The sequence below is a fragment of the Pseudoalteromonas sp. P80D2 genome (assembly GCF_036680945.1).
Classification (GTDB): domain Bacteria; phylum Pseudomonadota; class Gammaproteobacteria; order Enterobacterales; family Alteromonadaceae; genus Pseudoalteromonas; species Pseudoalteromonas shioyasakiensis.
This window is the reverse complement of sequence record NZ_JAZDAR010000022.1, coordinates 78,399-104,238: the sequence shown is the minus strand read 5'-3', so window position 1 is coordinate 104,238 and position 25,840 is coordinate 78,399. Positions and strand designations below refer to the sequence as shown.

Below are 25,840 nucleotides of genomic sequence, written 5' to 3'. Positions count from 1 at the left end.
TTTCAGTATACGCTCAGTTGGCAAACTGTGCTACGAGATTGCGACTAATTGAGCCTTAACTGCTTTAAACTAAAGCCTAAGTTAATATCGGTACGCAGCATAACAAGATTTTTTGATATTACGAACATGTCCATTTCTGAACTCAGCTTACGTTTTAGAGTCGGGTTTAGCTCATCATCGTTCATGGCCGCTTCTATCGACTCATAATCGTTGATTAATTGCTGCGCCGACTTATTACCTATCCCTTTAACGCCCGGAATATCATTGGTTTTATCACCTGCTAATGCCCAAAAATCAGCAAGCCGATGCTTTGGTACACCAAAGCGCTGCTTGATATCTTCAAGCTCAATATACTGTTTTTTAAAGTAATCAAAAATTGTAATTTGCTCAGATAAAAACGGCAAAAACCCTTTATCGGTAGAAACGATGGTAGAAGGCACATTATTAGTTGCGGCCTTGTAAGCAAGAGTAGCAATTATATCGTCGGCTTCATCATTATCAGGTGAAAACACCACAATGCCAGTGTCTTCAATTGCTTGTTTAAAGCGTGATAAGTTTTGCTTGAGGGTGTCAGGCATTGGTGAACGAGTGCTTTTGTAGGCCTCAAAGTAGTGATAACGCCAACTTCTTTCACCATCAAACACGGCAATCGCGTGAGTCGCATTCGTTTGCTGGCGTAACTTTTTACAAGCATGTGCCACTCGGGCACAGCTTGCTTTTATCATATGCTCTTCACTGTGATGACTCTGATTACTATCAACAGCATAGATGCGCCTAATAAGATTTAGCGCATCTATTAAAAGTAATTGGGTTGTCACATAGGCTCCTGTTAGGCTTTTATCTCATAGCAAGGAATATACTTACTGCCAGGCAATTTCATTCGGCCTTGCTCAACAAATGCTGCCAGTAGTTTGTCCATATCAGCCATAAGCGCAGGTTCACCACTTAGCACAAATCGGCCATGTTGTTTGATGGCTTGTAAGCCTTCGTCTTTAACATTACCAGCTACAATGCCTGAAAACGCACGGCGTAAATTAGCTGCGAGTTGCTGAGTTGGTTGATCTAAATGTAAATCTAAGCCCGACATATTAGCATGTGTTGGTGCAAACGGCTGTTGGAAATCATGATCGATTTTTAGCGTCCAGTTAAAGTAGTAAGCATCACCTTGGCTTTTACGGTATTCGCGTACTTCAGCCATCTTCGCTTTAAGCGTTTTACCAACTCGCTCTGGATCATCGATGATCACTTCAAACTTATCTAGCGCCGCTTTACCGAGTGTTTTCTCAACGAATTTACACAGCTCAATAAAGTAGTTTTCACTTTCTTTAGGGCCAGTAAGGATCACTGGTAAACATTGTTTTTCGTTATCTGGGTGTAGCAAAATACCTAAAAGGTATAACAGCTCTTCTGCGGTACCCGCCCCACCTGGGAAGATAATAATGCCATGGGCTGTACGAATAAAAGCCTCTAAACGCTTTTCGATATCAGGCAAAATCACCAGCTCATTTACAATCGGGTTAGGTGGCTCAGCGGCAATAATACTTGGCTCGGTTAAACCTAAGTAACGATTATTAGTAATACGTTGCTTGGCATGGCCAATGGTTGCGCCTTTCATCGGGCCTTTCATTGCACCAGGGCCACAGCCGGTACAAATGTTTAAGCCACGCAGGCCAAGCTCATAACCAACTTGCTTGGTGTATTTGTATTCCACTTCGTTAATGGAGTGGCCGCCCCAACAAACTATCATGCTTGGGTCACTATTTACTCTCAGTGCCCCTGCGTTTCGCAGCATATCGAATACCATATGAGTAATGGCTTTTTGCTCTGTTAAATCTTTTTCGTATTTTTGACAAATAAACAGAATATCGCGAATAACCGAGAAGATATGTTCATGAATACCGGTAATGATTTCGCCATCAACAAAGGCGGATTCGGGTGGGTTTTCAAGTTCGATCTTAATCCCGCGTTCGCGGCTTAATAAGCGAATATCAAAGTCTTCGTATTTATTGTAAATTTCTAAGCTTGAATCGGTGTGGCTGCCCACATTGAGAACAGCGAGCACACAGTTCCTAAATAATTTATAGCGCTCGCTGGTGGATGATTGTTCGAGTAGATCAACTTCTAGTTGCGATAGTAAATCCAGTACACCTGTAGGATTCAGTTGTTTTAACATAAGCACTCTCCCGGCTCGTCTATGAGCCTTTATCATTGTGTGTCAAAGACCTCACATACTAGATGAGGCCTTTATTTGCTAATGCAAACTTTATTTCGTCCCTCGTTCTTGGCTTTGTATAGTGCTTCATCTGCACGGTCAAAGGCAATCAGCGGGGTATCACCTTTTTTCAACTGGGTTGCACCAAGAGAAATGGTGATTTCTACTTGCTTATTTTTAAATTTAAACGGAATGCCTTGAATTGTTTTGCGCATTTTTTCAAGCGGCACAGTGGCATTTTCAATCGACATTCCACTCATTAGTAACACAAACTCTTCGCCGCCGTAACGGGCAATAAAGTCTGATTTACGAATTGATTTTTGTAATGCTTTAGCAATTACTTGCAGTGTTTTATCACCAGCACTGTGGCCATATTGGTCATTGATTGATTTAAAGTGGTCTACATCAATCACTACAAAGGTAATGTCTGATTCTTGCACATTAAATAAGTTAAATTCATGATTAAAGCGTTCATCAAACGCCGCACGGTTTGGCAACTTAGTTAGGCCATCGAGTAAGCTTTTAAAGCGTTGTTCATTTAGGCGCTGCTTATAGGTCGAAAGCTTGGTTTCTAAATGACTAATGCGGCTATTAATATCGTTAAAGCTGGCGAGTAAGTTTTCGCGTTCGGTTTGTTCTAGCTTTTCTTTCGCAATTAAATCATCACTTAATGATTTTAATTCTTCTTCTACTAGCTCTTTAAGCGAAGAAATAGACGTCGCTTGCTGCGTTTGTGTATGCAGGTTTTTAATCTTTGCTTCAATTTGTTTGTTAAGCGTGTCGTATTCAGCGCTCAGAGATTCTGAATGCTTACTAGTAGAAACAATTGAGTGATGTAAATCTTCGATTGTTTGATTTAATGAGATCAAAAAGCTTTGCGCTGATTGGCGCTCTTTGCTCATATTGCGCGTAACGATGCTGATAATATTCAGTGCAGAATCAAGCAGATCGTCAACACTATCATTATGGGTTATTTTACTTTTGATAGTCTTAATTTGCTCGGCACTTTCATCTTCGAGCACTAAGTCATTGGCAAGAGAAAGCAGCTGTGTGGCAAGCTCTGGTCTTATTTGCGCCTCAGCTGTATTTGTTGTTGCAAGCTTGGCTTGTAAGGCTTGATGATAAATTAAAATCAGCTTTGAAAGTAGTGGCACAAAGTCATGATTAGACTGAATATTATTTAATTCGTGATCGAGTAAGTAACGTAGCGAACGACGTGCATCATCAGGCAAGCCTCGTACTTTTTGCAGCTGCTTACCTGCATCTGTAACGCTTTCATTTAGCTCACGTTGCAGTGCCATTTGCTTGGTTTCTTGTTGTTTTAACAGGCCAAGCACATCATCGATAAAAGGGGTGAGTAATTCGAATTTAACCCCTTTTTTAAGGGCATTTCTAAATTTCGCTAAACGATTGTCTAGTTCAATGTCTAGTCCTTTACAGCTTAGCGATAGTTTCGCTGCAAACTGAGAAAGAACTTCAACTTGATGTTTGCGCGCATCTTCGACCACTGTTCGAGCGTCGATCGCTTGCTTTAACTTTTTATTAAGAACATCATGCTGTTGCTGCACCTAGTAATACCGCCATCAAAAATTCAAATTGCTATACGCTAAGTTTACAACAAATTAATACGAAATGTAGGTTCCAAGTCAAAAACTTAGCTATTTTGTCTATCAAACTTGTTGCAATGGCTGTTTATCGGTTTTTAATTCACATTTTTTCTCGCAATTGTTAGGCTATTTCACAATTTTGATAGTAATAAAAAGAGTTGTTATGAAAAAGTTTTTGGCAATGTCTATTTTGGCGGCCTGTTCTAGCAGTGTGTTTGCAGATGTAAACTACTCACTGTCTATCACTCAGCCAGAGCACCATTTAGGTAATGTTAGTGTTGAGTTTCCGCAAACTGCACAAGCACATTTAGATATTAAACTTCCAGCTTGGCGTACTGGCCGTTACGAAATTTTAAATCTTGCCAATGGCGTGCGCTTTTTCGAAGCAAAAGATGATGATGGTAAGGCTTTAAAGTGGGAAAAAATTGACCACAGCACTTGGCGTGTTCATCTAAACGAACCTACTCAAGTCAATGTAGATTACCAAGTTTACGCTAACGAGCTAGGTAAACGTGCTCGTCATATTGATGATAGCCATGCCTTCATTGATGCTTCTGGCTTTTTCATGTTCAGCGAATCATTCCGCCAAGACCCAGTTAAAGTTGAGCTAAATGTACCAAAAGAATGGCGCTCAGTATCGGGTATGGAAAATGCGGGTTCTAAACACAGCTTTAAAGCCGCTGATTACGATATCTTAGTTGATTCACCAATCGAAACAGGTATCAATGAGCTACACAAGTTCACTGTTGATGGTCGTGAATACGAACTCGTTATTTGGGGTGAAGGTAACTACGACGTAGACCAAATGCTAACTGACCTTAAGAAGTTGGTTACAACTGGCAACGTAATTTGGGATAGCTACCCGTATGAGCGTTATGTATTTATGGTACATGCTACGTCAGGAGCAGGCGGTGCAACAGAGCATTTAAACTCAACCATTATCCAGCGCCCACGTGACCGTTTTGGTTCTCGTAAAGATTACCTTGCGTTTATCAGCACCGCAGCTCATGAATTTATTCATACTTGGAACGTAAAAGCATACCGCCCTAAAGGTATTGCGCCGTATGACTACACCAATATTAACTACGCGAAAACATTATGGATTGCAGAGGGCTCAACCAGCTACTTTGAAGATCACTTAATGGTGCGTGCTGGCATTGAAACAACTGATGAGTTCTTCGGTACGTTAACGAAAACCGTTAATCGTCACTTACAAACACCGGGTCGCGAAGTACAAAGTGCAACCGAAACAAGCTTTGATAAGTGGATCAACCAAGGCGGCGACCACGCTCGCAACTACAGCACCAATATCTATTTAGAAGGTTCATTGATTTCAATGGCACTTGATATTGATTTGCTAGAAAAAAGCGATGGCAAAATCAGTTACCGCGACGTTCACCGCGCGCTTTACAACAAGCATCGTTTACCAGATGGTTTTACGCCAGATGATGTTAAAGCAATTTTAAAAGAGCTTACAGGTCGTGATTACAGCGCTTGGTGGCAAGCCAATGTGGATGAGCCTGCTGCTATCGACTTTGATGAGCTACTTGCAAAAGTAGGCTTAGGTTTAATTCGCCCTGAAGGCGCAAAATCAGTACCTAGTATTGATTCGTTTGCAAAAAACAGCGGTGAGTTATTAACCCTAACTCATGTTCGCCGTGGTGGCGCTGCATGGCAAGCGGGCTTAACGACTGATGACAAAATTGTTGCGTTTAACAAAAAGCATGTTGGTAAAGATTTAACAGCCAGCCTCGAAACGTTTAAAGCAGGCGACACAGTGACTGTTGATTTCATTAGACGCGATGCATTACAAAGCACAACGCTAACACTTAGCGAAGACTTTGATAAAGAGAAAAAGGTCAAAGCATTAAAAGATGCAACACCAGCTCAAATGGCATTGTTTAAAGCATGGATGGGTGTTGACCACCCAAATCAAGCTAAATAACAGCTAAGCAAAATAAATCGTTAATGATTTTTTATTGGTAAGAGAGGAGCTGCGGCTCCTTTTTTTTTGTTTGGTACTTGCTGCGCTTTTACAAACTGCTTTGTGTACTTTGTGTTTAGTAGTGCACTGTGAAGTTGCTGTTTTTTACGTCGCCAAAATGACTTTTTAACTTTGGTTGATCTATCCCGAATATCACTTTGTGCATTATCGGGTTGTGATACCGGGTAGGGCAGCAAAGAGTATCCATAAACACCGGTTTCCCACACATGCTGTAAATCGCAGTCAACGGGGCGGCCAAATGTCGCTGTGGCTTTTAACAGCGCTTTTGCACCTTCAAAACTAACAGCAGTTGCACAGCAGCCAGACATAAGCTTTTTATGAATGACTAAGTGTTGCTCATCAGCAAGGGGTTTTGTAAAGGCAATTTCCCGACTTCGGTCTTTATAAGCGGCCAATTTTATTAGCTGCCAAGGCTGTTTTAATGTATTAATGTTTTCAATTGCACTGTGAATAGAGCGGTCGAGAACAAAGTCATCTTCTAAAATAATGGCGTATTCTAATTGCCGATCGACAATGGTTTGCCATGCTTTTCTGTGACTCAGGTAACAGCCAATTTCACCTTTACTCAAGGGCTTATGGTATTTTTTTAGGTTTAAATCAGCACTATAGTGCTTGGTTATCTCTGTATCAGATAGCTCTCTACCATCAATTGCATCAAGGCGTTCAAATGCCAAATTTTGTGTATTTAGCTCATGGCTAACACGGTTTAATCGTTCAGTAGAGCTTGCTAAGTTAATTACAAAAATAGCGGTCATTATCGTTACCTGATGGTCAGTTTGGATCAGGCTAACAAGCTTTAATGACGCTTGGGTGTCAGAACTATTTCGCTTTTATGTCAGGGCGAGGAGTATTTAAAATCGCTTGTTTTTCTTGCTCGGATAAAATGATCCAATCAAAAATCTCATCATTACTGCGACCACAGCCTGTGCAATAACCATTTAGGCGATGACATTGACCGATGCAATCTGTTTTAAATTGGCTGGTTGGTTTTTTTGATTTTGTCATAGTGATGTGAAGGCTAATGTAGCCTTCATAAGTGTATTACTTACCTTCAATTGGCTTACCAATTTCAAGAGTGGTAGACCAAGGCTGTTTGCGTGATAGGGTTTTACCCGAATGAATTGAGATAACAGGGTTGTTTTCGTCAAGCACAAACGTGGTGCGTAATGATTCAGCTGACTCTTTTTGTGTTTGATGCCAATTATTACCCGCTAAACACGCTTGGGTAAAATTAACCGCACGGGTGTGATCAGCGACAGCTTGTTGCTGTTGCTCGTAGTTGCCTACACAGCGGTAGGTAACATTGTCTTTATCAAGCGCCGTGATTTGACAGTTATCGGCAATAAGGTTGTATTTTGCTGTCCATGTTTCCATGTATTTGGTATTTACACGGCTACGTTTTAAGCCTTCAAAGCGGTTGTCGTAAGCACCTAATAGGGCGTTGATTTTCTCGCAAGGGGTTAAGTTATCAATGGCCGTTTGTTGTTCAGTTGTTAGTCCTGTACAACCTGTTAATACAAGGCCAGTTAGTAAGGCGGCGAGTGGCTTTTTCATATCAGGCTATCCTTTTAAATAGCAGTTCCTTAAACGTTTCCTAAAGGATACCTAAGCCCTTGTAAAAATGCTAATAAAGATTGGTAATTAGAATTTAAAATGCCTTCGCAAAGGAAGGCATTTTAGTTGCTAATAACTGTAAACGCATGAGCTTACATCTTGGTTTTGCCTGCAATGTTGGTTACTTTTACTGAGCCAGAGCCATCACTTAGTAACTCAAAGTTTGCTGCAGTATCAACGCGAATGCTGCCTGAGCCGTCTGAAACGACAACATCACCCGAAATATCATTTAAGTCGATACCACCAGAACCATCGTGTACTTCAATATTGCCCTGTGCGTTGGCAACATCAATATTACCTGAGCCGTCATGAATTTTAATATCACGGCTGATATTACGTGCCTCTATGCTACCCGAACCATCATTGATTTCTAATGTGCCTGTAATGTCATTTGCGGTAATTGAACCAGAACCATCGTTGATTACAGTATTCGCAACTTTGCTAATGATAATTTCACCAGAGCCATCGTGTACATCAACATTAAATGAGCGAGGGATCGCAACGGTTAAATCAATGCGAGTTTGCTTATTGGTGTGGTAATCGCACTGGCCTGCACTAAGTGCTGCGTCATTGCCTTTGGCTTCAAGGTTTAAGCAATATTCATCATGAGGCTTTTCTTGATAAATCTCGGCTTTAACGGTTACTTCATCACTGTCACTACCAGTAATGTGTAAAAAACCAGAGCCCGCTTCTACTTTTAAAGCGCTTAATGAGGCTGCATCTAGCGTTAGGTTTTTTGTTTCTTGTAGTGGCATATCACCCCAAGCAAATGTTTGTGCTGATAATAAGCCTGCGGCAATTAGTGAGAGTGTTTTTACTGTACTTAACATGGTTCTTCCCTTTCATATGTGTGGTGTTATTAGCTTAGTCGCAGGTGCTGATAAAAAAGGTTTAAAGGCTTTAAAAACTTTTTTTACACAAATAGGCAAGAAAGCGCGAGCTTCAGGCATTTATGGTTTTTCGCGATGCTTTAGACTGAAATAGTAGACCAAAAACTAAGCAACCCAAGGAGAAACATATGAGTGATTCAGCGCAAACAAGCGATATGCAAGTAATTAAGTCAGGTTCTCAAGATCCAATCGCAGGGCCAGCAGAATGTTTCACAGGTAAAGTGCAAATCAGTACTTTATTTAATGCACCAGCACCTGCTCGCGTTGGTGTTGCTGTGGTGGAGTTTTCAAAAGGAGCTCGTACAAATTGGCATTCTCATCCACTCGGCCAAGTTTTATTAGTTACAGAAGGTCAAGGTTGGACACAGTGCGAGGGTGGTGAGAAAACAGTCATCAATCCAGGTGATTTAATTTGGTGTAACTGCGGAAAGCGTCACTGGCATGGTGCGACTGCTGATAGTGCAATGAAGCATGTAGCAGTTCAAGAAGCACTCGATGGTAAACCTGTTGACTGGTTCGAAGCTGTTTCAGATGAAGATTATTTAGCATAAGGTACATTGAAATGTGTGACAAACATGAAACGCAAGACTTATCACGTCGTAATTTTATTAAAACGAGTTCAGCTTTAGGTGCAGGCCTTTTATTAGGTGGCTTTGCGGCGCCTTCATTTGCAGCATCATCTGAGCAGCTTGCAAATGGCAATATAAAATCTCGTGGCTATGCGGCTTTTGATAATTCAGGCTTACTAAAACCATGGGAGTTCGAAAGACGCCCAGTTGGCGATAACGATATTCTAATCGAAATTAAATTCGCCAGTATTTGCCACTCAGATATTCATCAGATGAAAGGGCATTGGGGCGCACAGCAATACCCTCAAGTACCAGGTCATGAAATTGCAGGTATCGTAACAGCAGTCGGTAAGAATGTGACTAAGTTTAAAGTGGGCGACCGTGCTGGTGTAGGCTGTATGGTTGATAGCTGTCTTGACTGTAATAGCTGTAAAGATCAAGGCGAGCAATATTGCCCAGAAACGAAGTTCACTTATGGCTACCCTGATGAGCGCTCACCGACAGGTATAACACAAGGTGGTTACTCGAATAACATTGTTGTTCGCGATCATTTTGCAGTGCATATTCCTGAAAACATTAGTTTAGAGCATGCTGCTCCTTTATTATGTGCCGGCATTACAACGTATTCTCCGTTGCTTAAATTCAACTTGAAAAAAGGCGATAAAGTAGGTGTTGTTGGTATTGGTGGGCTTGGGCACTTAGCTGTTAAATTGGCTGTGTCGCAAGGTGCTGATGTCTATGCGTTCACTAGTTCTAAAGATAAAGTAGCCGATATTAAAGCCTTTGGCGCTAAAGTGGTTGTTGTTAACGGTGAAGACGCTTACAACGAGCATAAGTCGCAGCTTGATTATTTAATTAATACCTTGCCAGTGAAATATGATATCGCTAAATATGCTTCATTAGTAAAACCATTCGGCACGTACACTCAAGTGGGCATGCCAGAAGAGTTTTCATTAAATATGAATGCATTAGCATTGGCTGCAAGCCGCGTAAACTTTAATGCTTCGTTAATTGGTGATATGCAAGAAACGCAAGAAGTTGTTGATTACTGTGCTAAGAATAATATTCTGCCAGCAACCCAGTTAATCAAAGCCTCTGAAATCAATAATGCATGGCAAAGCGTGGTGGAGAAAAAAGCGCGCTATCGCTATGTAATTGATGCCTCGACATTTTAAATAATTTTTAGATTGAGTAAGCCAAACGCCATACCCAGTATGGCGTTTTTTGTTGTTCCTTTTTTATTCGGTGATTTATCGCTTAAAGAGCGAATACTGCCGTAAAAACATATCATTATTTTTTTCTTTTGCTAACTTAAACTCTTTGGCCCCTCAAGGAGTAATAATGAAAAAAATAACCTTACTAAGTACGTTGTTGTGCTCCAGCTTTTTTGTTTGTAGCGAAGAAACAGATACAACCTTGAACGCTTATGCCGCTGGGTACGTCGCCAATTTTACCTGTAGTGCCACGTTTAACGCTGGCAAAAGCAAAGATCAAATCGATATTGATGAACTTACCGGTATTTATCCTTTAATTGCAGATACTGTAAAAACACTAAAAGCGAACATTGATACTGAGCATAAACGAGTCATTGTTGATTACGATAAAGATAAGCAACGTATATCGGTGTGGCGGCCTCGTTTAGGCTGTGTTGATTTACCCGTAGGGGCAAGCCTTAAAGCTGCAACACTCGTGCAAGCACCGTTTAAAGAAAACTTAGCCTACCAAAAGGATGATGGTAAGCCTTGGCAAACGCTAAATGGTGTTAATAAAGCGACGGGCAATAAGGCGCTTGATGAGGTTATTGCACAAGCTTTTACTCGTCATTATGGTGAAGGCGCACGAACTTCAGCAATTTTAATAGCAAGCCCTGAGGCGATTCTAGCAGAGCAATATAAAGCAGGTTTTACCCCAGAAACCGCACAGCGTACTTGGTCTGTTGCAAAAAGTATTGGCGCGAGCATTATTGGTGTGGCGGTAGCGCAAAAGCGACTTGATGTTACTAAGCCTGCGGGGCTTGAAAGCTGGTCTCACCCGCTTGACCCACGCGGCGAAATTACCCTTGAAAACTTGCTTCATATGGCATCGGGCTTAGACAGTAATAAAGCGGGCAATCGTACGGATCGTGTCTATATGGGCGGAGGTTTAGTGTCTGACACAGCAACGCATACTGCGTTAGAAGTTAAGCCAGGTAGCCGTTGGAAATACGCTAATAACGACACCATGTTAGCGCTACGTACCTTACGAGAAACGTTTAACGATGAAGCGAGCTATTTACGTTATCCATATGACAATTTACTCGATAAAATCGGCATGCAGCACACGTTTTTAGAGTCAGATTGGCAAAGTGACTTTATTTTGTCATCGCAAGTGTGGACTACTTCGCGGGATCTTGCTCGCTTGGGGCTATTACACCTGAATAATGGCCGCTGGCAAGGTGAGCAAATATTACCAAAAGACTGGTTAAGTTATATTAGTAAACCAGCCCCTGCTCAACCCCCTGTAACGGCACCAGGATACGGCGCACAGTGGTGGCTTTATAACGAACGTTTTCCTGAGTTACCAAACGATACCATTGCAGCGCGAGGCAACCGTGGTCAATTTTTAGTGATTATTCCAAGCGAGCAGTTAGTGATTGTTAGGCGAGGGTATGACCTTGCGGGTCTTAAAGGCTTTAGTGAACATGACTTTACCCGTGATGTTTTAAAAGCACTGGGCAGATAAAGTCAGGCAATAAAAAAGCTGCTTTGTGGCGTACAGAAGCAGCTTTGCTAACTGGAGAGTTAGTATCTACTACAAGGGCTCTATAGTGACATCCGCTTGGCCTAAACTTTTAAAGAACTGACTATCGCCCGTTATTTTGCCAAGTTTTATCAGACCATTTGCATAACTTTGCTGCTTATAAAAGAGCGCAAGGTTACCCCAAGGTGCGTAATAAGTGATGTCTCCTGCGTTAGCATCGGTGCCAGCAGGTAAGCCTTGTAGATTTAATTTCTCTGGTAAAGTGGCAATTTTCTCAGCATTGGCAAAGTCTTCTACTTTTAGAGTCAGTGGTAGAAGTTGATAAAAATGCTTAGCGGCATTGTTACTTTCTAGAGTCGCTTGCATAGTTTTGCCGTTACTGGTGAACTTTATTTGCATTTCACTTACCATCTTTACTGCTTTTTTAAATATTGCTTATCTGTTACTGGCTCTAACCAATCAACAACCTTACCGTCTTTTGATTCTTGAATAGCTAAGTGCATCATGGCTGTTTTATCTGTAGCACCGTGCCAATGTTTAACATTAGCAGGAATATGTACAACGTCACCTGGTTTTATAACCTGAGGTTGTCCATGCCACTGATTAACCCAGCCCATACCTGATGTAACAATTAAGGTTTGGCCAACAGGGTGGGTGTGCCAGTTTGTGCGAGCGCCGGGCTCAAACGTTACCATGGCACCAGCGGCTTTCGCTTCGCCATGAGCTTGGAAACTAGGCTCGACGCGTACTTTGCCCGTGAAATACTTGTCGAGCCCAGTCATTGGGTACTGAGTGCCATTTTTTTGCACTGTGATTTGCGGTAATTCTAAACGTTGTGAAGAGGCGTTTTCTGCATGACTAAATGCACTCATCGTTAAGATAAGGGTACCGATAATATACTTCATACTTTTCTCCATGTGTTTGTAACCGAACGAATCTTCATTTTGGCTAAAAACTGTGCCTTTAAAAAGTACAATGCACGCAAGTTATTGCCTATTAGTCCGAGGCGGCAAATTTACCACTGGTCAATATTGTATAACCGAGCGTATAGTTAAGTATCTTGAATTTAATTGGGTTGGTTATGCATTCAGATTATGATGCTATTGCTAAAATGAGCGCTGCTTTAGCAGATAAGATTGCGCCGCTTATTGGCCAGCAAGAAACCGCTGATAGCGTGATTGAGGATTTGTTTTTTTATCGACAAACACAGGCCGCCACCTCTTGTTCAATGTGTGTGGTTGAACCAAGTATTGCACTGGTGCTACAAGGGGCTAAAAGCATGACCTTGGGCGAAGATGTGTTCAAGTATGACCCACACAAGTATTTGATTACTTCAATTGATTTGCCTGCAAAAATGCAAGTTCTTGAAGCAAAAGACGACGCACCTTATTTAGGCTTAGTGTTAAAGCTTGATTTGGCTATGTTAGGTGAACTGATTTCGCAAATACCGCTCGACAAATTAAACAAGCAATCACTCAATAAGGGAATGACCTTAGGTGAGATGACTGAGCCACTACTTAACGCTTTTACACGATTAGTTGATCTGGTTGATGATCCGGAGTCTATGCCAGTGCTTGCGCCATTAATTAAACGCGAAATTTTTTGGCGTGTACTTAACAGTGAGCATGGGGCAGAGCTTCGTCATATAGTGTCAACAGGTAGCCAAGGGCTGAGAATTGCTCGTAGTGTTAAGTGGTTAAAAGAAAACTATGATCAACCCTTGAGTGTAGAGGATTTAGCGGGTCTTGCGAAAATGAGTAAATCGACTTTCCACCATCATTTTCGAGATCTAACTTCAATGAGTCCGTTGCAATATCAAAAGCGTTTAAGGTTAATGGAAGCAAGAAGGTTGATGGTTGGCGAGAGTATGGATGCCTCAGGTGCTGCTTTTAAGGTTGGCTACGAAAGCCCTTCACAATTTTCTCGTGAGTATTCTCGGTTTTTTGGTTTATCACCAAAACGAGATGTAGAGGCGTTTTTAGCAACGGCTAAATAGCCGGCTACATATAATACCAATGGGCAATAATAGTTAATTAAGCGAATTGGTATAAAAAACGAATGGGCATATCCCTATGTCCCATTCGTTACCATGAAACGTTTTAGTTAAAGACTTGCTGTGAAAAATTCAGCAATTTTAGTGAATGGAATTAAACCCACATCATCATATAAATCAACATGACCTGCATTTGGTACAACCAATAATTGTTTAGGTTCAGCAGCTAAATCATAGGCTTGTTGGCTAAACTCAAATGAGTGAGCGTGTTCACCGGCAACAAACAGTAATGGACGTGGTGAAATAGTCTCAATATCGTTAAATGGATAAAAGTTCATAAAACGCACATTGCTGCTTAATGTTGGGTGAGTTGTTAAATCTGCTGATGAACGCTCTGGTGTATATTCACCACGCTCAGTGCGGTAAAAGTCATAAAACTCTTTTGCAATTGGGTGTGAGCTTTCATCAATGTGATGGGGGCAGCCGCCAGTGTATTGTACTTCGCCACCAAGGTACTCAACATTACGTTGCTCTGCAGCCTCATCGAGCATATCTTTACGCATATCAAGATCAATAGAGTTGCCTAAACCATTGCGCGTTGCGCCACCCATGTCATACATACTAACTGTTGCCACAGCTTTGATACGTGGGTCAATTTTTGCGGCACTAATGATGAAACCACCACTACCACATACACCTAAACCACCAATGCTTTCTTTGTTGACGTATGAACGGCTAGCAAGGTAATCGACACCGGCACTGAATGACTCTGCGTATAAATCAGGTAGTACAGTATTACGTGGTTCGCCGTCACTTTCGCCCCAGAAGCTAAGATCAACTGCCAAAGTTACAAAGCCTAGCTCTGCCAGTTTAGTTGCATATAAAGTAGCACTTTGCTCTTTTACCGCACCCATAGGATGACCAATTACAAGTGCTGGAAGATTCGCACCTTTTTCTGCATTTTTAGGTGTAAAAAGATTACCGACTACATTCATTTGTAATTGGTTTTTGAAAATTACTTTTTCAAAGTTAACAGCATCGCTTTGGTAAAAATTATCAGTTGAGGTTGTCATAACACTCTCCTATTTTTTGATTAACAGGGACTGCAATTTGTTTTCACAATGCAGCTTTGATGAGGTTATTGTCGGTTATTTGTGCAGTTTGGCGTTATATTAGAACAGTCGATTTATTGCCTAAAAGTGTCGAATGTATCTTTATTTGCTTAAAATGAACATTAGGTAGCCCAAGTATGAGCACCTAATGATTTTTTAGGGTGTTTTTATAGTGAAATAGCTGGCAATGGCTGCAAAAAATAAGATAGCTGCGCTAACAAAGAAGGTAATAGGGTAGTCATAAACATCGAATAATATGCCGCCGAATGTTGAGCCTAGCGCTATCGAAAATTGAATAATTGCTACCATCAATCCTCCTGCAACTTCAGCATCTTTTGGTAAAGCACGAGCTACCCAGCTCCACCAAGCAACAGGCGCTGCAGTTGCAATTAACCCCCATAATCCAAGTAATACGATGTTGATGTTAAAAAGAGATATTTGATTAGCTAAACAAAATGCTATTAAAGCCATAACCGTAGGGGCAGCTATTAAGGCAAACGCTAAACTGAGTTTTATGACCTTACTGATCAATAAGGTGCCAATAAAGCCTGCAAAACCAATAACAAATAACACCATAGAGACTTGTTGGCTGGTGGCTTGAAACGCTGACTCTAAAAAGGGCCTTACATAGGTAAATAAAGTAAATTGCCCCATAAATAGCAGCGCGACAGCTAGCATACCAAAACGGACGAGTGGCTTTTTAAATAACTTAAATGCAGAAAAAGGTCCTTTTGATTGCTGCTGAGCTGGCATGCTAGGCAAAGCCTGCCATTGCCAAAATACAGCAATAGCGATAAATGGCACTAAACACATAAACGCGCCTCGCCAGCCAAGAACACTGCCTAAATAACTGCCAAGTGGTGCTGCAATTATCATGGCAAGACCATTACCACCATTAAATACTGCCAGTGCTTTAGGCACTTTTTCCTCGGGAACTAAGCGCATTGCAGAAGCAGTTGAAAGTGACCAATAGCCACCAATGACTAAGCCGATTAACGCACGACCAAGCATATAAACAGCGTAACTATCAGCTACAGAGATTGTTAAAGTTGACAGTAGCATTATCAAGGTCAGAGCGACTAGTAAGGTCTTTCGATCACTTTTAGCAAATAAAGGACTCATGAATAGACTTGTGATCACCGCAAAAAAGCCCGATATTGCCAACCCCTGACCAACCATGCCTTGACTAATTGATAAATCTTCAGCCATAGGTGTTAATAAGCTTACAGGCATAAACTCGCAGGCTATTAAGGCGAAAATACATAATGTCATCGCAAAAACCCCACTCCAATTAGCTTGCTGCTCGATAGGGTGATCATCTTGATAGGTTGAGTAGTTTGTCATGCTAGTCCATACAGTTAAATGTGATGGAGTATTTTTTCAGACATAGGTTGAATAGACTAGCTAATGAATACTAATATGCTTTATTAGTAATACTTATTAATAGGCTGGTGGATGATCAAACAAAACCTCAATGAATTGAACTATTTTGTCATTGTGGCAAGAACCGGCAGCTTTACACGTGCTGCGGCCCAATTAGGTGTGACTCAGTCAGCTTTGAGTCAGGCTATTCGTTCTCTAGAAGCAAATTTAGATATTCGTTTGTTAACCAGAACAACTCGAAGCGTATCACCGACACTCGCCGGGGAGCGTTTACTCAATGCAATCGGGCATCGTTTTGATGATATTGAAAATGAGTTAGAAGCGTTAACTGAACTCAGAGACAAACCTGCGGGTACGGTAAAAATTACTTGTGGTGATTTTATCATTCAGAACACATTACTCCCAAAACTGGCCAATGTATTAAAGCAATACCCAGATATTAATATTGAGTTTAATGTTAACTATGGCTACACAGACATTGTTGCTCAGCGTATCGACGCTGGTGTTCGCCTTGGCGAAACTATAGATAAAGATATGATTGCAGTGCCTATTGGTAAAGAGCTCAATATGGCAGCGGTTGCAAGCCCTGAGTATTTTACTAAGCATCCAAAGCCTAACACGCCAAAGGATCTTACTGCACATAATTGTATCAACATTCGCTTTCCGACTCATGGCGGTTTATATGCGTGGGAGTTTGAAAAAGAGGGGGAGGAACTTAATGTGAATGTACGCGGTCAATTAATCTTTAATACCTCTCATCATATTGTTGAGGCTGCGTTAAAGGGGTTAGGTATTGCGTTTCTACCTGAAGAAGAGTTTGGTGAGCATATAAAAAATGGTAATTTAATTAAAGTGTTAGCTGATTGGTGTCCCGCATTTCCCGGTTATTATTTGTATTACCCGAGCCGAAGGCAACCTTCGCCTGCATTTAAAATTGTGTTAGAAGCGTTAAAACAGCAATAGAGTGCGGTATTTAGATACCACACTCTATATTTATTACTTATGGCGGCCTTGTAAACAGTTCACCACATCAGCCAATGATAGGCCTTGGCGCTGCAATAACACAGTTAAATGATACAGTAAGTCTGCCGATTCATTGGTTAATTCATCGTTATCATGTTTCATGGCTGCAAGGGCAACTTCAACACCTTCTTCACCCACTTTTTGGCAACTACGGCTTAAGTCTTTTGCAAACAAAGACGCAGTGTAGCTTTTGCTCGGGTCATCGTCTTTACGCGAAACAATCACTTGTTCAAGCTCAGCTAAAAACGACAAGCTAGGTTTAGCATCATCGCCAAAGCAGCTTTGTGTACCAAGGTGGCATGTTGGCCCAAGTGGGTTTGCCAGGACTAATAGTGAGTCGTAATCGCAGTCGGTGTGCACTGAGACTACTTCAAGGTAGTTTTCTGATGTTTCGCCTTTGGTCCATAAACGCTCTTTAGAGCGCGAGTAAAAGGTTACTTTTTGTTTGTCGAAAGTGGCAGCTAATGCGTCTTGATTCATAAAGCCTTGCATTAAAATCACCCCAGAGCGTGCATCTTGCACGATAGCTGGGATCAACTCGCTTTTGGCAAAGTCGACTTGAGAAAGAGTGTCTTTGGTTAATTGCATAGTCTTGCCGCTACATTATTATCGATTAAAAATTGTTTTAGTTCGCCAATATCAATGACGTTCTTGTGAAATACGCTGGCAGCGAGCGCGCCATCAACTTGGCTTTGTTGAAACACATCAACAAAGTCTTGCATCGTACCTGCGCCGCCCGATGCAATTAGTGGAATATCGCACAGTGCACGCATTTTTGATAGCTGAACATTGTCGTAGCCTTTACGCACGCCGTCTTGGTTCATGCAATTGAGCACGATTTCACCAGCACCTAGGTCTTGCACACGCTTAACCCATTCTTCGGTTTTATAGCGAGTACGGCTTGATGCATTTGGGTCGCCAGTCAGCTGGTACACTAAATACTCGCCAGTGGTTTCATCATAAAAGCTATCAATACCCACAACTACGCATTGTTTACCAAACTCATCGTGTAGTTCTTTGATAAGCTCTGGGCGAGCAATTGCAGGGCTGTTAATACTGATTTTATCTGCACCACGTTCTAAAACACGTGCTGCATCAGCAACAGATTTAATGCCGCCCGCTACACAAAATGGAATATCAATGTGGCGCGCAATGTTCTCTACCCAATTGACATCAAGAAGGCGTTTTTCGACGCTGGCACTGATTTCATAAAACACCAGTTCATCTGCACCGGCATCGCTGTAGGCTTTGGCAAGCGTTAGGATATCACCAACCACTTCATGGCCTTTAAATTTAACACCTTTAACGACTTGGCCGTCTTTAACATCTAAACAAGGGATTATGCGTTTTGATAACATGCTAACGCCTCCTCAACATTAAAGGCACCATCGAGCAATGATTTACCTAAGATAACACCGCCAACACCCAGTTTTTTCAGCTTTGCAATATCATCCAGTGAGCTTACACCGCCTGATGCTTGAACTTTAATCTCGCTGTTGTGGTTGGTTAAATCTTCATAAAGTGCAAACGAAGGGCCGGTCATGGTGCCGTCTTTGCTGATGTCAGTACACAGAAAATCAACCACACCAAGTGCCACGTAAAAATCAACAAGTTCGAACAAGCCAAACTCAGATTCACTTAACCAACCATGTGTTGCTGGTGCCCAGCCGTTGTCAGTTTTATTAACATCTAGTGCGATAACAAAGTGTTCACTGCCAAATTTTTCAATCCACGCCTTTACTTGCTCACGCTTTTCAACGGCCATTGAGCCAATCACGACTTGGTTAGCACCGGTTTCAAGCCAATCAGCAACATCTTGCTCAGAGCGAATACCACCGCCAACTTGATAAGGAACATTTAGCGCTTTGGTTGCAGCTTGAATATGCTGCCACTGTTTTTTATTTGGATCGCGCGCGCCTTCTAAATCAACTAGGTGCAGCTTACCTGCGCCGCTATTTGCGTACTCTTGTAAGCGTGCGCCAAGTTCGTAAGGGTAAAATTGTGCGGTATCATACTTACCTTGGTATAAGCGCACAATTTGGTTTTGTAATACATCGAGTGCTGGAATAATCACGTTTATTTCTCTTATTTTTTGCTGCGCTTACAGCTGCCAATCTAAAAAGTTTTGTAAAAGTCGTGTGCCTACTTTGGCGCTTCGCTCTGGGTGGAACTGCATGCCTGCGTAGTTATCTTTGGCAACAATTGCTGAAAAAGCTTGCCCGTATTCACCGCTAACTAGGGTGGCATCGTTTACTGTGTGCGCAAAGCTATGAACAAAGTACACTTGATCTTGTGCTGATAACCCTTTGGTGAGGGCATGCTCTTTTAATACACTTAGGTCGTTCCAGCCCATGTGCGGTGAAGTTAATGTGCCCACATCTAAGTGCTTAACAATACCTGGAATTTTGCCAAGGCAATCAACATTGCCTTCTTCTGTGCTGTCGCAAAGTAATTGCATGCCTAAACAAATGCCCATCAACGGGCGCTGATATTCATCAATTGCTTGCTGCCAACCACCGTCTTTTAAGCGTTTCATGGCAACAGAGGCATGGCCTACTCCTGGTAAAATAGCACGTTCAAAGCCTTTTAGTTGCTCAGGTGAGGTGATCACCTCAGGCGTTTTCCCTAAGCGTTCAAAGGCAAAACGAACTGAGTTAATGTTGGCGCAACCGGTATTAATTATGGCAATCATAAACACCCCTTAGAACTTGCTGTTTGTTGCGAAGCATCTTTTGCAATCGCAGCGCGAAGTGCTCTTGCAAACGCTTTAAAAAGGCCTTCAACTTGGTGGTGACAATTACCATCGCTAACCGACAAAATAAGGCTCATGGCGGCATTATCACTTAAGCTTTTAAAGAAGTGCTCAACCATTTGTACGTCTAAGTCGCCGACTTTTTCACGGCTAAAATCAGCATTTAATACAAACGAGGCACGGCCCGATAAGTCAATTTGCGCTTCTGCTTTACATTCATCCATAGGGAGTGCAAAACCATAGCGACCAATTTGCGTTTTTGTACCTAGCGCTTGTTTAAGGGCAAGGCCAAGTGCAATGCCGATATCTTCAACTAGGTGGTGCTCATCAATGTGTAAGTCGCCAGTGGCTTGAATATTAAGTCCGATATTGGCGTGTGTACGAATTTGGTCAAGCATGTGGTCGAAAAAGCCAAGGCCAGTGCTAATTTCGCCATTTTTTGTTTGGTCTAAATTAACTTGCACATCGATTTGCGTTTCTTTGGTATTGCGAGTGACACGGCCTTCACGGTTCGCGGTTGTCAGCTTAGTGACAATGGCATCCCAACTGCCATCATACAAAATACCTTCGCAGCATAAGTTATTAGCAAGTCCGATATCTGTTTGGCGGTCGCCAATCACAAATGAGCGTGCTAAATCGACTTTACCTGAGCGCATCAGCTCAGTAAGTAAACCAGTTTTTGGTTTACGGCAGTCACAATTTTGCTCATCAAAGTGAGGGCAGATCAGAACTTCATCAAATTTAATCCCTTGGCTGTTTAAGATATCCATCATCTTGTCTTGGGCAATATCAAAATCAGCTGTCGGGAAGCTATCAGTGCCTAAACCATCTTGGTTTGAAACCATCACAAGGCGGTAACCTGCCGCTTGAAGTTGTAATAGAGCAGGGATCACATTCGGCAAGAACACTAATTTTTCTAGGCTATCAACCTGTTTGTCGGTGATAGGCTCTTCGATAATCGTGCCATCGCGGTCAATAAATAAATACGGGTTGCTCATGATAATTCCTGTTCTACTGTTTTGCTGGTCAGTGATAAACCATCTAACCAAATTTTTACTTGTTCTAGTTCTTGCTCGTTACCGATAGAAATTCGTAACCAATCATTTTCACCATATAAGGTGAAGGCACGCATCACGAGTCCTTGCTCAAGTGCGATATTAAATGATTGTTTGTCTTTTAGTTTTAAGGTGACGAAGTTACCTTCACCGCTCAGTACTTTGATAACGGCAGGTGATTGCTCAAGCCAGCTTTTTAGTTTGCCTTTTAAGCTATTTAGAATAGTCACCTGACGGCGCATTGAAGCGATGTTGTCACTACTTAATGCATCTGCTGCAATGCTCGCCACCACCGTTGATACAGGGTAAGGCGCAATCACTTTACGAATAGGTGCAAGCAGCTCGCTGTTGGCTAGCGTGAAGCCTGTTCTTAAACCCGCAAGTGCAAATGCTTTTGATAAGGTTCTTAGTACCACAAGGTTACTAAACTCGTTGATTAGGCTTGCCGCTGTTTGTTCTGGGCAAAATTCTATATAAGCTTCATCAACCACTACAATCGCTTTACCCGCAAGTTGTTGGGTGATTTTTCTGATTTTGTCTAAGCTTGTCATGCTGCCGGTAGGGTTATTTGGGTTACAAATAAACACCAGCTTTGAATCAGCAACTGCAGTGACAATTTCATCAACCGTGCCTTTTAATAACAGCTCTTGAGTTAAACCGTTAATCGCAATGTTGTGGGTATCAGCAGTGACTTTGTACATGCCGTAAGTTGGCAAAAAGAGTGCGATGCTATCTTTAGCTGGGCTACAAAAAGTACGTACTAATAGCTCAATACCTTCATCAGCGCCACGAGTCATCAGTACTTGCTCTGGCTCTAAATTAGCATAGCAAGCGTAACGATTGATCACTTGCTGAGGCTGCGGATCTGGGTAGCGATTTAAATCAGCTAAATTGATATTTGGCGTACGAGAATAAGGGCTTTCATTGGCATTTAACCAGGTTGTGCCTGTCAGCTTTTCACTTTTCGCCGAACTGTAGGCTGTAAGCGCTGCAATGTTATCTGGCAACAGCGTTGTTATTTTTGAATTATCGCTCATTGTTCATAGCCTCAAGACGAATTGAAACAGCATTAGCGTGAGCATCAAGCCCCTCTGCTGCAGCTAAAGGTAAAATTGCTTTAGATAATTCACGTAAGCCATTTTTACTGATGGTTTGCACTGTGTAAGTTCTAAAGAAGTCCAGTAAGTTTAAGCTCGAATAGGTCGCACTGTAACCATACGTTGGTAGTACGTGGTTCGTACCCGATGCATAGTCTCCGGCAGACTCCGGAGTGTAATCACCTACAAATACTGAGCCGGCATTTTTCACTAAGCTTAAATAAGGCTGCGCATCAGCAAGCTGAAGAATAAGGTGCTCAGGGCCATATTCAGCAGACACTGCAAAGGCTTGCTCAACCGAGTCGACTAATATCAAGCTTGAGTTAGCAAGGGCTTGCTCGGCAGTGTCTTTACGACTCAACTTTGCTAGCTGCTCTGTTAATGCTTGCTGTGTTTTTTCAATAATGCGTTCGCTGTTACACAGTAAAATAACCTGTGAATCCGCACCGTGCTCTGCTTGCGATAATAAATCTGCCGCAATAAACTCTGGGTTTGCACGCTCATCAGCAATCACTAGCACTTCAGAAGGGCCAGCCGGCATATCAATCGCCATGCCCGGAATAGTTTGCGCAACAAGTTGTTTTGCCATGGTGACAAAGCTATTTCCTGGGCCAAAAATCTTGTTCACTTTAGGCACTGATTCTGTACCGTATGCCATTGCTGCAATGGCACCTGCGCCGCCACTTTCTACAATGGTTTTAATACCACATAGCTTTGCCGCATATAAAATGGCAGGGTTGATGGTTTCGTCGGCTTTTACAGGTGTAGTAAGCACAACGGTTTGTGCACCACTTAACTGTGCAAGCACCCCTTGCATAATCACTGACGATGGCAGTGGCGCACTGCCACCTGGCACGTAAATACCCACCGCTTCAATGGCTTGATATTTAAGTTCACACAATACGCCAGGTTGCGTTGTTAACTTAATGTCTTTAGGTAATTGTGCTTGGTGAAAGCGTTTTACATTGGCATAGGCCATTTCGATGGCGGCTTTTAATTCGTTTGATAATAACTGCTCAGCTTGATTAATTTCTTCAATTGGCACTAATAAGCGAGGTGTTTCGCGCTTATCAAACTCTTTTGCCATTTTTAATAACGCTGCGTCACCCTCAGTTTTAACTGCATTTAAGATGTCGATGCAAATTGCTTCAACCTCTTTACTTGCAGTAACAGCAGGGCGGGTAAGAACCGCCTGCTGTGCTTGTTGATTTTCCTCATTCCAGCGAAACATGGATAATTACTCCATCATTTTTTCAATTGGCATAACAAGAATTGAGTTGGCACCTAGTGCCTTTAACTGTTCCATTGTTTCCCAGAAAAGGGTTTCGCTGCTAACCATGTGTAGTGCTACATAATCGTCGCTACCAGCAAGTGATAGTAAAGTCGGTTGGCCTGTGCCAGGTAGTAAGTCGCATACTTCATCAAGCTTTGCTTTTGGTGCGTGTAGCATGATGTATTTACTTTCTTTTGCTTGGCGCACACCACGTAAACGCGGCATTAACGTGTTGATTAAATCAAGTTTACTTTGATCAGTAAGGTCTTTGTTTTGAATTAAACATGCATTTGATTCTAAGATGGTGTCGCCTTGCATTAAGCCATTAGCTTCTAAGGTTGCGCCAGTAGACACTAGGTCACAGATTGCATCAGCTAAACCAGCACGCGGAGCAACTTCAACAGAGCCCGTTAACATGACTGTGCTTGCATTAATGCCTTCACGTTTTAGGTACTGGCTTAAGATTTCTGGGTAGGTAGTGGCAATGCGTTTACCTTCAAACCAGCTTTTATCTTGTGGGCCAAGTTCTTGTGGCCATGCAAGTGCTAGGCGGCAGTAACCAAAATCAAGTTTAGAAAGTTTGTTTACTTCGAATGCCACGCCTTGGCGTTCGCGTTCGGCTTGAACTTCAACAAGTACGTTTTCACCAACGATACCTAGGTCACACACACCGTCCATTACTAGGCCCGGAATATCGTCATCTCGCACGCGTAGTACGTCAATTGGCATGTTGGTAGAGTGTGCGATTAAACGTTGTTCACGAAGATTTAATTTAACACCAAGTTGCTTTAGTAAATCTTGGCAGTCTTTTGATAAGCGGCCGCCTTTTTGGATGGCGATTCGTAAACGGTTGGTATTGCTCATTATTCATTTTCCTTTAATTCAAAAACTAAAACCCCGAGGGAACCTCAGGGCGAAAATAAATAATTTGGTTGATTACTCGCCAGAGGTTCCTTTTAGGAATAACCTCTCAGCGAAAAACCTGACAGGCTATTCCGGTGAATGATGGTGATGATGGATAGTTGTCAGATTGAAGCGCATAATTTTTCCTGTATTGCACTCGTTTGTATAAACCAGTGCGTAAATCTGTTTAAATAAGTTACGTATATAGATAAACATGCTTTGCTAATCTTTGGCAAGCATTTTTTTGCGAAATTAAAGTATATCTTATAACTGCCGATATATAATGGTTATATAGTAGGTACAGCAGGAGGTACAAATGGATATCATGATCCCCTTTTTAGGTCGAATTACGCGCTTGCAATTGGAAAGTAAAGGTGCGTTTCATATTGCGGGCGTAAAAGATGCGAACGTGCAGCGAATTGAGCTTGAAAAGCGCCAAAAACGTGAAATAGAACGCCGCAAAAAAGCCGCAGAAAATGGCGATAAAAACAGTAAAAATGCCATAGAAGAAGATGAAGAGGGTAATAAACACCTAGATACATGGGCTTAATACTCCATATAAGAATTTGTTTTTATGCAACTGAGTGTTTTTTTCTGCTAACGTTAAGAGACACTTGTGTTGTTACTTACAAGGCAATTCAATGGAACGACCTTTATTACCATTAAACGAGCAAGCTAGACTTGAAGAGCTTCGTTCGTTGAATGTTTTAGACTCTCAAAGTGAGCCTGCCTTTGACCGAATAACTCGCCTTGCCCAACAATTTTTCTCTGTACCCATTTGTGTTATTAGCTTAATTGACGAGCATAGACAGTGGTTTAAGTCATGTGTGGGGCTAGATGTGACAGAGACCGCAAGAGATATTTCATTTTGCGCCCATGCAATTTTATACAAAGACCCGCTAGTAGTTGAAAATGCCTTAAACGATAAGCGTTTTGAAGATAACCCACTGGTAATGGGAGATCCGAATATCCGTTTTTATGCGGGCTGCCCAATTACACTTAAATCAGGAAATAGAATTGGTACTTTGTGCCTTATCGATCATCAACCACGCAGTTTTAGCAAACAAGAAACTAAAGCGCTAATAGACTTTGCTGCAATCGTCGAGCGAGAGTTTGCAATTATGCAGTTAGCCACTACCGATGAGCTTACCTTATTGCCTAATCGTCGCGGCTTTATTGGCACTGCAGAGCATTACCTTGATTTATGTATTCGCCAGCACTTAAAAGCAAAATTAGTGTTTATTGATATAGATAATTTTAAAACAATTAACGATAAATTTGGTCATGCCGCTGGCGATAGAGTACTGAAAGATTTTGCAGGATTACTAGAGAACTGTTGTCGCAAAGCGGATTTACTTGCTCGTTTGAGCGGTGATGAGTTTGTGATTTTATTTACAGATTTAAATAGCAGTGAATGCGACACTATAATGCAGCGCTTGTTATTATCATTCAGTCACTTACCTAATAGCTTTAATAATCAAATTGAGCTTAGTTTCTCTTATGGCATTGCTGATTTTTCTGATCAGCAGCCTTGCTCGCTGACTAAATTGCTGTCTGTTGCAGACGCGCGAATGTATGCAGAAAAAGCACAAAAAAAGGCTCGATAAACGAGC

27 protein-coding genes are annotated in these 25,840 nt (G+C 41.8%); 8 read left to right on the top strand and 19 right to left on the bottom strand.

Annotation, left to right across the window (positions count from 1 at the left end):
* Positions 1 to 44: 44 nt before the first annotated feature.
* The 3 genes from xni to VRK28_RS03065 form a co-directional block, all read right to left on the bottom strand.
* Positions 45 to 818 carry a flap endonuclease Xni gene (xni, locus tag VRK28_RS03075; protein WP_062565668.1) on the bottom strand — a complete coding sequence of 258 codons (774 nt, stop codon included), beginning with the start codon at positions 816 to 818 and terminating at the stop codon, positions 45 to 47.
* Positions 819 to 829: 11 nt separating this feature from the next.
* On the bottom strand, positions 830 to 2,173 hold the full coding sequence (gene ppnN, locus VRK28_RS03070) for a nucleotide 5'-monophosphate nucleosidase PpnN (RefSeq protein WP_062565667.1): 1,344 nt from the start codon (positions 2,171 to 2,173) through the stop codon (positions 830 to 832).
* A 71-nt stretch (positions 2,174 to 2,244) separates the two neighbouring features.
* Positions 2,245 to 3,780 carry a diguanylate cyclase gene (locus VRK28_RS03065; RefSeq protein ID WP_332393250.1) on the bottom strand — a complete coding sequence of 512 codons (1,536 nt, stop codon included), beginning with the start codon at positions 3,778 to 3,780 and terminating at the stop codon, positions 2,245 to 2,247.
* 202 nt (positions 3,781 to 3,982) lie between these two features.
* Here VRK28_RS03065 and VRK28_RS03060 point away from each other — a divergent pair, with 202 nt between their 5' ends.
* Positions 3,983 to 5,764, top strand: coding sequence for a M61 family metallopeptidase (locus VRK28_RS03060; protein ID WP_063529088.1), 1,782 nt, complete (start codon positions 3,983 to 3,985; stop codon positions 5,762 to 5,764).
* Between the two features lie 20 nt (positions 5,765 to 5,784).
* Here the strand turns inward: VRK28_RS03060 and VRK28_RS03055 are convergent, their stop codons facing one another.
* The 4 genes from VRK28_RS03055 to VRK28_RS03040 form a co-directional block, all read right to left on the bottom strand.
* Positions 5,785 to 6,579, bottom strand: a complete 795-nt coding sequence (locus VRK28_RS03055; RefSeq protein WP_332393249.1) for a glycosyltransferase family 25 protein — start codon at positions 6,577 to 6,579, stop codon at positions 5,785 to 5,787.
* A gap of 64 nt (positions 6,580 to 6,643) precedes the next feature.
* Positions 6,644 to 6,829 carry a DUF1289 domain-containing protein gene (locus VRK28_RS03050; RefSeq protein WP_138600737.1) on the bottom strand — a complete coding sequence of 62 codons (186 nt, stop codon included), beginning with the start codon at positions 6,827 to 6,829 and terminating at the stop codon, positions 6,644 to 6,646.
* A 36-nt stretch (positions 6,830 to 6,865) separates the two neighbouring features.
* A complete protein-coding gene (locus VRK28_RS03045; protein WP_055021702.1) occupies positions 6,866 to 7,378 on the bottom strand; it encodes a hypothetical protein in 513 nt (170 codons plus the stop codon).
* A 152-nt stretch (positions 7,379 to 7,530) separates the two neighbouring features.
* Positions 7,531 to 8,268 (bottom strand): hypothetical protein, encoded by a 738-nt coding sequence (locus tag VRK28_RS03040; RefSeq protein WP_332393245.1) that lies wholly within the window; start codon positions 8,266 to 8,268, stop codon positions 7,531 to 7,533.
* A gap of 188 nt (positions 8,269 to 8,456) precedes the next feature.
* Here VRK28_RS03040 and VRK28_RS03035 point away from each other — a divergent pair, with 188 nt between their 5' ends.
* The 3 genes from VRK28_RS03035 to VRK28_RS03025 all read left to right on the top strand — a co-directional run bounded on the left by VRK28_RS03035 (position 8,457) and on the right by VRK28_RS03025 (position 11,618).
* The gene (locus tag VRK28_RS03035; protein ID WP_054563895.1) at positions 8,457 to 8,879 is read left to right on the top strand and encodes a (R)-mandelonitrile lyase; all 423 of its coding nucleotides are present in this window, start codon (positions 8,457 to 8,459) and stop codon (positions 8,877 to 8,879) included.
* Positions 8,880 to 8,890: 11 nt separating this feature from the next.
* Positions 8,891 to 10,072, top strand: coding sequence for an NAD(P)-dependent alcohol dehydrogenase (locus VRK28_RS03030; protein ID WP_332393242.1), 1,182 nt, complete (start codon positions 8,891 to 8,893; stop codon positions 10,070 to 10,072).
* A 166-nt stretch (positions 10,073 to 10,238) separates the two neighbouring features.
* Positions 10,239 to 11,618, top strand: a complete 1,380-nt coding sequence (locus VRK28_RS03025) for a serine hydrolase domain-containing protein (RefSeq protein WP_332393240.1) — start codon at positions 10,239 to 10,241, stop codon at positions 11,616 to 11,618.
* Between the two features lie 69 nt (positions 11,619 to 11,687).
* Here VRK28_RS03025 and VRK28_RS03020 read toward each other — a convergent pair whose 3' ends face one another.
* Together VRK28_RS03020 and VRK28_RS03015 are read right to left on the bottom strand one after the other, a co-directional pair.
* Positions 11,688 to 12,035 carry a cyclophilin-like fold protein gene (locus VRK28_RS03020; protein ID WP_062565934.1) on the bottom strand — a complete coding sequence of 116 codons (348 nt, stop codon included), beginning with the start codon at positions 12,033 to 12,035 and terminating at the stop codon, positions 11,688 to 11,690.
* Between the two features lie 14 nt (positions 12,036 to 12,049).
* On the bottom strand, positions 12,050 to 12,541 hold the full coding sequence (locus VRK28_RS03015; RefSeq protein WP_105181850.1) for a (R)-mandelonitrile lyase: 492 nt from the start codon (positions 12,539 to 12,541) through the stop codon (positions 12,050 to 12,052).
* A gap of 176 nt (positions 12,542 to 12,717) precedes the next feature.
* Here VRK28_RS03015 and VRK28_RS03010 point away from each other — a divergent pair, with 176 nt between their 5' ends.
* A complete protein-coding gene (locus VRK28_RS03010; protein ID WP_332393237.1) occupies positions 12,718 to 13,632 on the top strand; it encodes an AraC family transcriptional regulator in 915 nt (304 codons plus the stop codon).
* 107 nt (positions 13,633 to 13,739) lie between these two features.
* Here the strand turns inward: VRK28_RS03010 and VRK28_RS03005 are convergent, their stop codons facing one another.
* Both VRK28_RS03005 and VRK28_RS03000 read right to left on the bottom strand, forming a co-directional pair.
* Positions 13,740 to 14,702 (bottom strand): alpha/beta hydrolase, encoded by a 963-nt coding sequence (locus tag VRK28_RS03005; RefSeq protein ID WP_058584162.1) that lies wholly within the window; start codon positions 14,700 to 14,702, stop codon positions 13,740 to 13,742.
* Between the two features lie 195 nt (positions 14,703 to 14,897).
* On the bottom strand, positions 14,898 to 16,085 hold the full coding sequence (locus VRK28_RS03000; RefSeq protein ID WP_063529095.1) for an MFS transporter: 1,188 nt from the start codon (positions 16,083 to 16,085) through the stop codon (positions 14,898 to 14,900).
* Between the two features lie 111 nt (positions 16,086 to 16,196).
* Between VRK28_RS03000 and VRK28_RS02995 the strand changes: the two genes are divergently transcribed.
* Positions 16,197 to 17,087, top strand: a complete 891-nt coding sequence (locus VRK28_RS02995) for a LysR family transcriptional regulator (RefSeq protein ID WP_175080647.1) — start codon at positions 16,197 to 16,199, stop codon at positions 17,085 to 17,087.
* 33 nt (positions 17,088 to 17,120) lie between these two features.
* Here the strand turns inward: VRK28_RS02995 and hisIE are convergent, their stop codons facing one another.
* The 8 genes from hisIE to hisG are packed head-to-tail and all read right to left on the bottom strand — an operon-like array spanning position 17,121 to position 24,188.
* Entirely contained in the window at positions 17,121 to 17,735 is a 615-nt protein-coding gene (gene hisIE, locus VRK28_RS02990; RefSeq protein WP_062565657.1) for a bifunctional phosphoribosyl-AMP cyclohydrolase/phosphoribosyl-ATP diphosphatase HisIE, read from the bottom strand.
* Positions 17,726 to 18,505 (bottom strand): imidazole glycerol phosphate synthase subunit HisF, encoded by a 780-nt coding sequence (gene hisF, locus VRK28_RS02985; RefSeq protein ID WP_250660552.1) that lies wholly within the window; start codon positions 18,503 to 18,505, stop codon positions 17,726 to 17,728. The genes hisIE and hisF overlap by 10 nt, the downstream gene beginning before the upstream one ends.
* Positions 18,487 to 19,221, bottom strand: a complete 735-nt coding sequence (locus VRK28_RS02980; RefSeq protein ID WP_063529097.1) for a 1-(5-phosphoribosyl)-5-[(5-phosphoribosylamino)methylideneamino] imidazole-4-carboxamide isomerase — start codon at positions 19,219 to 19,221, stop codon at positions 18,487 to 18,489. The genes hisF and VRK28_RS02980 overlap by 19 nt, the downstream gene beginning before the upstream one ends.
* A 27-nt stretch (positions 19,222 to 19,248) precedes the next feature.
* On the bottom strand, positions 19,249 to 19,839 hold the full coding sequence (gene hisH / locus VRK28_RS02975) for an imidazole glycerol phosphate synthase subunit HisH (protein ID WP_062565654.1): 591 nt from the start codon (positions 19,837 to 19,839) through the stop codon (positions 19,249 to 19,251).
* Positions 19,836 to 20,897, bottom strand: a complete 1,062-nt coding sequence (gene hisB, locus VRK28_RS02970; RefSeq protein ID WP_054563884.1) for a bifunctional histidinol-phosphatase/imidazoleglycerol-phosphate dehydratase HisB — start codon at positions 20,895 to 20,897, stop codon at positions 19,836 to 19,838. Before hisB ends, hisH begins: the two co-directional genes overlap by 4 nt.
* Positions 20,894 to 21,991, bottom strand: coding sequence for a histidinol-phosphate transaminase (gene hisC / locus VRK28_RS02965; protein WP_250660553.1), 1,098 nt, complete (start codon positions 21,989 to 21,991; stop codon positions 20,894 to 20,896). Before hisC ends, hisB begins: the two co-directional genes overlap by 4 nt.
* On the bottom strand, positions 21,981 to 23,282 hold the full coding sequence (gene hisD / locus VRK28_RS02960) for a histidinol dehydrogenase (RefSeq protein WP_332393234.1): 1,302 nt from the start codon (positions 23,280 to 23,282) through the stop codon (positions 21,981 to 21,983). Before hisD ends, hisC begins: the two co-directional genes overlap by 11 nt.
* A 6-nt stretch (positions 23,283 to 23,288) precedes the next feature.
* On the bottom strand, positions 23,289 to 24,188 hold the full coding sequence (gene hisG / locus VRK28_RS02955; protein ID WP_062565651.1) for an ATP phosphoribosyltransferase: 900 nt from the start codon (positions 24,186 to 24,188) through the stop codon (positions 23,289 to 23,291).
* Between the two features lie 355 nt (positions 24,189 to 24,543).
* Between hisG and VRK28_RS02950 the strand changes: the two genes are divergently transcribed.
* Both VRK28_RS02950 and VRK28_RS02945 read left to right on the top strand, forming a co-directional pair.
* Positions 24,544 to 24,777 carry a hypothetical protein gene (locus VRK28_RS02950; RefSeq protein WP_063529102.1) on the top strand — a complete coding sequence of 78 codons (234 nt, stop codon included), beginning with the start codon at positions 24,544 to 24,546 and terminating at the stop codon, positions 24,775 to 24,777.
* A 91-nt stretch (positions 24,778 to 24,868) separates the two neighbouring features.
* Positions 24,869 to 25,834 (top strand): sensor domain-containing diguanylate cyclase, encoded by a 966-nt coding sequence (locus VRK28_RS02945; RefSeq protein ID WP_063529103.1) that lies wholly within the window; start codon positions 24,869 to 24,871, stop codon positions 25,832 to 25,834.
* Positions 25,835 to 25,840 lie beyond the last annotated feature (6 nt).